This window comes from Collinsella sp. TF07-1 (assembly GCF_003437235.1).
Classification (GTDB): domain Bacteria; phylum Actinomycetota; class Coriobacteriia; order Coriobacteriales; family Coriobacteriaceae; genus Collinsella.
The window spans coordinates 1-5428 of sequence record NZ_QSRV01000044.1 but is presented as its reverse complement, the minus strand read 5'-3'; the positions used below and the strand labels follow the sequence as shown (position 1 = coordinate 5428).

Here is a 5428-nt window from a genome sequence, read left to right as displayed (position 1 = left end):
CGTAGGAGCAGGACAAGGGGCCTTCATGCGCGAGGACGATTTTGAGGGAACATCCCGACCGTCCCGGACAGGTATATGAGGAGGATGTCTACAGGTACTCGATTTGAGCGCCTTCCGTGTCGCACGTCAGAATATGCGTGTCACATTTGGGGAACTGCTCACGCAGCTTGACCTGCAGGAACTTGGCTACGATAGTGTCATCGGTTACAGCCATGAGGGTCGAGCCCGAACCGCTGATCCAGATGGTCTTGGCGCCGCCATTAAGGCAGGTGTCGCGCACAGCGTTGTAATCGGGAATCAGGCGGCGGCGATAGGGCTCCTGGATGCGGTCGTCGTTGGCGGCGGCAATCAGGTCAAGGTCGCCGGTCTCCAGACCGCGCGTCATGCCAGCAATGCGGCCCATCTGCCACACGGCGGTGGAGAGCGGAATCTCCTGCGGCACGACCTTGCGCGCCTCGCTCGTATGTACCTCGTAGGGCGGAATCACGGTAATAAAACGTAAGCGATCGCTCACCTCGTAGCGCAGGCATTGGGGGAGCGAATCGGTCGGCGTAAAGGAGCAGACGGCGCCGCCAAGGATGGCGGGAGCGACGTTATCGGGATGGCCCTCGACCTCGGTGGCGATGCGGACGAGCTCGGCGCGGTCGACGGTATGGCCCGTCAACGCGGCGGCAGCCATGATGCCGGCGACGACGCAGGTAGAGCTGGAACCCAGGCCGCGGGCGACGGGCACGTCGGTCTGAATGTCGATGGCAACGGGGAAAGCCGGCTCGCCCCACGCGGCCAGTGCATCGACAAAGCTCACGTAGACCAGGTTGTTCTCGTTTTGGAACTCTTCGGGGCATCCGGTGATGGTGAGCTTGTCGGCGCGCTCGAAGGTGAAGTGCGAGTAGAGGCTAACGGCCATGCCGAGGGTGTCGTAGCCAATGCCCAAGTTGGCGCTTGTTGCTGGGACGGTGATCTTGATCATGGGAATCTCCTGGGCGGTCTGCCTGTTTAGTTCGCTGCTCGGGCAGTCCTGGCTCGCTCGGAAAGCACATTAAGTGCTTTCCGGCTCGTGCGGAACTCGCGACGAACTAAACAGGCAGACCCGCATGTCAGCTCGTCATCATCCCGGTGGGTTTCTGATAAAAGAAGGTGCGCCGGCTTTCGCCGGCGCTTAATAAGGGGTTTAGTTGGTGCTCATTCGTTTTGCTGCGGACTCGACGTAGCTGGCCATCTCATCGACGTCGCAGACGTCTTCGAAGCGGACGGGCTTGGACTCGAGCTCGGCGAGCTGGGTCGGGGCGACCGTGTTGGTGGCCTGCTCGAGCACGCGCATAGCTTCAAAATCATCATCGGGAACGTTGAGGCCCAGGGCGTCGCAGCAGGCGCGCGGGAACTTGTAGGGGCTGGCGGTCGAAAGCAGCACGCGGGCCTTGGCGCCCTCGGCGGGAGCGACCTGCTCAAAGACGTGATAGCCGCAGGCGGTGTGCGGGTCGATCACGTAGTCGTTCGCATCCCAACAGCTCTTGATGGCGGCGCGAACCTCGTTCTCGCTGGCCCAGCCGCAGCCAAAGACGCCCTGAATCTTTGCCAGCAGGTCGGCGGGAACCTCGTAGCGACCAGTCTGTGCCAGCTGCTCCATAAGGCCGGCAACGAGCTCGCAGTCGCCGTCGGACAGGAAGTACAGCATGCGCTCCAGGTTGGAGCTGATGAGGATGTCCATCGACGGCGAGATGGTCGTGAAGAACGGACGGTTGCGGTCGTAGACGCCGGTGGTCAGGAAGTCGGCAAGCACGTTGTTCTTGTCGCTCGCGACGATGAGCTTGGCGACGGGCAGACCCATGCGCTTGGCATAGTAGCCGGCCAGGATATCGCCAAAGTTGCCGGTCGGTACGCAGAACTCAACGGCGTCGCCTGCCTCGATGGCGCCGGCGCGCAGCAGCTGTGCATAGGCGGCAAAGTAGTAGACGACCTGCGGCACCAGGCGGCCGACGTTGATGGAGTTGGCGCTCGAAAGCACCGTGCCGGCGGCCTCCAGGCGCTTGGCAAGCTCTTTATCGGCAAAGATGCGCTTGACGGCACTCTGGGCGTCGTCAAAGTTGCCGCGGATGCCGCAGACGGCGACGTTATCGCCCTCCTGTGTGGACATCTGCAGGTTCTGGACGCGGCTGACCTTGCCCTCGGGATAAAAGACGGTGATGCCCGTGCCCGGGGCGTCGGCAAAGCCGGCGAGTGCGGCCTTGCCGGTGTCGCCCGACGTGGCGGTGACGATCATGATGCGCTCGGCGCCGCCGTCCTTGGCAGAGGTGCGGGCCATCAGACGGGGGAGCATCTGCAGGGCGACGTCCTTAAAGGCGCTCGTGGGGCCGCCAAAGAGCTCCATCACATAGGTTTGCGGGGCGTCGGCGCCCGGTGCGGCGTCGAGTTTGACGAGCGGCGTAACCTCTTCGCTCACGAACGTGCCGCGGTATGCCTCGTCGACACACGCCGAAATTTCTTCGGCTGTGTAATCATTCAGTAACATTCCCAACACATCTTGAGCGATTTCAAAGTACGATTTATCTGCAAGCGAGCTGATATCGACCTGCTGGGTGCCGAGCTCGTCTGAGACAAACAAACCCCCGTCGGGAGCGATGCCGGTACGGATTGCCACCTTACTTGAGCACGATAAAGTGCGTCCTCGTGTACTATGATAAGTTCCCATATAACACTGCTCCTCGGATGCCTTAGTCCCAATCGGTGAAACCATGGTATCAGAGCGCGCAAAATAGGTTCGCAGAGGCTTTTTAGAAAGGTAACCTCCAGCCCATGATTAAGATTGCCAAGTTTGGCGGCTCGTCGGTCGCCGACGCCGAACACTTTAAGAAGATCAAGGCCATCGTCGATGCCGATCCGGCCCGCCGTTTTGTGGTGGTTTCTGCCTGCGGTCGCCGTTTTAAGGGCGACACCAAGGTGACTGACCTGCTCTACCTGGTTAACGCGCACGTTAAGTACCACGTGTCGTGTGAGGAGCTGCTCGAGGACATTGGCCAGCGCTATTTTGATATCGCTGACGAGCTGGAGCTCACCTATCCCATTCGTGAGGAGTTTGCAGCCTTTGCTGAGCGCGCCCGCTCCGGTGGCTACTCCACCGAGGAACTCGTGAGCCGCGGCGAGTACTTTACCGCCCGTCTGATGGCCGAGTACCTGGGCCTGCCGTTCCTGGATGCCGCGACGGTCGTGGCGTTCCATCATGACGGTACGCTCAGCATGAACCGCACCGCCGAGCTGGTGCAGGAGTACGGCCAGCAGGGTGGCTTTGTCATGCCCGGTTTCTACGGCGCGACGCGTGAGGGCCAGATCAAACTGCTCGACCGCGGCGGCGGCGATATCTCGGGCTCGATCCTGGCCAAGTGCCTGGGCGCCGACCTGTACGAGAACTGGACCGACGTCTCGGGCTTCTATTCCGCCGACCCGCGCATTGTGCCCGAGGCTCAGCCCATCGCCCGCGTTACCTACGAGGAGCTGCGCGAGCTTTCGTACATGGGTGCAAGCGTCCTGCACGAGGAGGCCGTGTTCCCCGTGCGCGAGGCGGGTATTCCGCTGGTCATCAAGAACACCAATGCGCCGCAGGACCCTGGAACGATCATTAGCGAGACGGCTGACGAGGGCGAGGCCGAGCCCATTATTACCGGCGTGACCGGCAAACGCGGTTTTGTCGCCATCAACGTCGCCCGCGACCGCACCAAGCCCCGTGTCGGCTTTATGCGCCGTGCGCTTTCGGTCTTCGAACGCTATGACGTTTCCGTCGAGCACATGCCCACTGGTGTCGACCGCTTTGGCGCCGTGGTGCAGGAGCAGGATGTGCACGATTCGCTGTACTCGCTTGTGGGCGACATCCAGCAGGAGGTCGAGCCGCTCGAGATCGAGGTTGTCGAGGGCCTGGCGCTCATCGCGACCGTCGGTCGTAACCTGCGCGGTCGTGCAGGTATCTCGGGCCATCTGTTTGGCATGCTCGGCCAGGCCGGCGTGAGCGTGCGCATGATTTCGCAGAGCTGTGACGAGATCAACATCATTATCGGTGTCGAGGAGAAGGACTTCGACCTGGCGATCCAGACCATTTACCGTGCCTTCTCCGACGAAAACGGCATTGTGAAGGTCTCCGATCTGGAGGCTCCTGCGCCGGTCGATCCCGCCCCGGCCGCGCTCCACAAGTAGCTGCTATCCCAGTAGATTTTTGGGACTTGCCTCAAAAACTACGGCGGGGCGTTTCGTTTCGGTTTCGTTTCGACGGGGCGGGTTTCGTGCCCGCCCTGTTCTTGTATACACTGGCAACAATAATCGGCCTGCTCGGCGTGCGGGCAAAAGCCACAGCCTTTAAAGGGGGAAGCATGAAACAGTACACGGTTGCTATTTTGGGCGCGACGGGAGCCGTGGGCACCCAGATGCTCGAGTGCCTCAACGAGCAGGAGTTTCCGGTCGGCAAGCTCAAGCTGCTAGCGAGCGCGCGCTCTGCGGGCAAGACCGTCGAGTTCCGCGGCGAGCAGGTTGTGATTGAGGAGGCTTGCCCCGAGGCCTTTGAGGGCTGCGACATCGTGCTCGGCGCCGCCGGCGACGATATTGCGAAGGAGCTACTGCCCGAGGCCGTCAAGCGCGGCGCCGTCGTGGTCGACAACAGCCACGCCTTCCGCATGGATCCCGAGGTGCCGCTGGTCGTACCCGAGATCAATGCTGACGACATCAAGTGGCATCACGGCCTTATCGCTAACCCCAACTGCGCGACTATCATCGGCCTGGTTCCCACCTGGCCGCTGCACCAGCTTGCCGGCGTGAAGCGTATGATCGTGTCCACGTATCAGGCGGCTTCGGGTGCCGGCGCTCCCGGCATGGCCGAGCTTGAGGCTCAGCTGGCCGCCCTGGGCCGTGGCGAGGAGATTCCCGAGCCGTGCGCATTTGCCGCCCAGCTCGCGAGCAACCTGATTCCGCAGATTGGCGGCGTCAAGGAGGAGGGCTTTACCTCCGAGGAGATGAAACTGCAGAACGAGGGCCGCAAAATCATGCATCTGCCCGAGCTGCGCGTGAATTGCACCTGCGTGCGCGTGCCGGTGCTGCGCTCGCACTCCGAGAGCATTACGCTCGAGTTTGAGCGCGATATTACGGTCGAGGAGGCCCGTGCTGCGCTGGCTGCCGCTCCCGGCGTCAAGCTGGTTGACGACATGAGTGCCGAGGATGCGCACGATCGCTTCCCCATGCCGATGGACACCTCCGACCAGGACCTGATTTGGGTCGGTCGCGTACGCCGCGACATCTCGAACCCCGAGGCCGCACGTGGCATCACCTTCTGGTGCTGCGGCGACCAAATCCGTAAGGGCGCGGCAACCAACGCCGTCCAGATCGCTAAGCTGCTCTGCGAGTAGCGGTGGACCTGTCCGGCGGGGGCCGGGCTTAGTTTTCAGAACACTCC

At 62.0% G+C, this 5428-nt stretch carries 4 protein-coding genes; 2 read left to right on the top strand and 2 right to left on the bottom strand.

Translation table 11 applies throughout. The annotated features are described in order from the left end of the window. Positions 1 to 88: 88 nt before the first annotated feature. Positions 89 to 970, bottom strand: coding sequence for a homoserine kinase (gene thrB / locus DXC67_RS10050; RefSeq protein ID WP_006234874.1), 882 nt, complete (start codon positions 968 to 970; stop codon positions 89 to 91). Between the two features lie 201 nt (positions 971 to 1171). Then, a complete protein-coding gene (gene thrC, locus DXC67_RS10045) occupies positions 1172 to 2689 on the bottom strand; it encodes a threonine synthase (protein WP_117638262.1) in 1518 nt (505 codons plus the stop codon). Positions 2690 to 2793: 104 nt separating this feature from the next. Here thrC and DXC67_RS10040 point away from each other — a divergent pair, with 104 nt between their 5' ends. Next, complete coding sequence (locus DXC67_RS10040; protein ID WP_117638261.1) at positions 2794 to 4182, top strand: aspartate kinase; 1389 nt, start codon at positions 2794 to 2796, stop codon at positions 4180 to 4182. Positions 4183 to 4355: 173 nt separating this feature from the next. Beyond that, entirely contained in the window at positions 4356 to 5381 is a 1026-nt protein-coding gene (locus tag DXC67_RS10035; RefSeq protein WP_117638260.1) for an aspartate-semialdehyde dehydrogenase, read from the top strand. Positions 5382 to 5428: the final 47 nt, after the last annotated feature.

Excerpts from the sequence above, each read along its gene's own strand:
- thrB (WP_006234874.1), bottom strand. The coding sequence starts at position 970 with ATGATCAAGATCACCGTCCCAGCAACAAGCGCCAACTTGGGCATTGGC.
- thrC (WP_117638262.1), bottom strand. The coding sequence starts at position 2,689 with ATGGGAACTTATCATAGTACACGAGGACGCACTTTATCGTGCTCAAGT.
- DXC67_RS10040 (WP_117638261.1), top strand. The coding sequence starts at position 2,794 with ATGATTAAGATTGCCAAGTTTGGCGGCTCGTCGGTCGCCGACGCCGAA.
- DXC67_RS10035 (WP_117638260.1), top strand. The coding sequence starts at position 4,356 with ATGAAACAGTACACGGTTGCTATTTTGGGCGCGACGGGAGCCGTGGGC.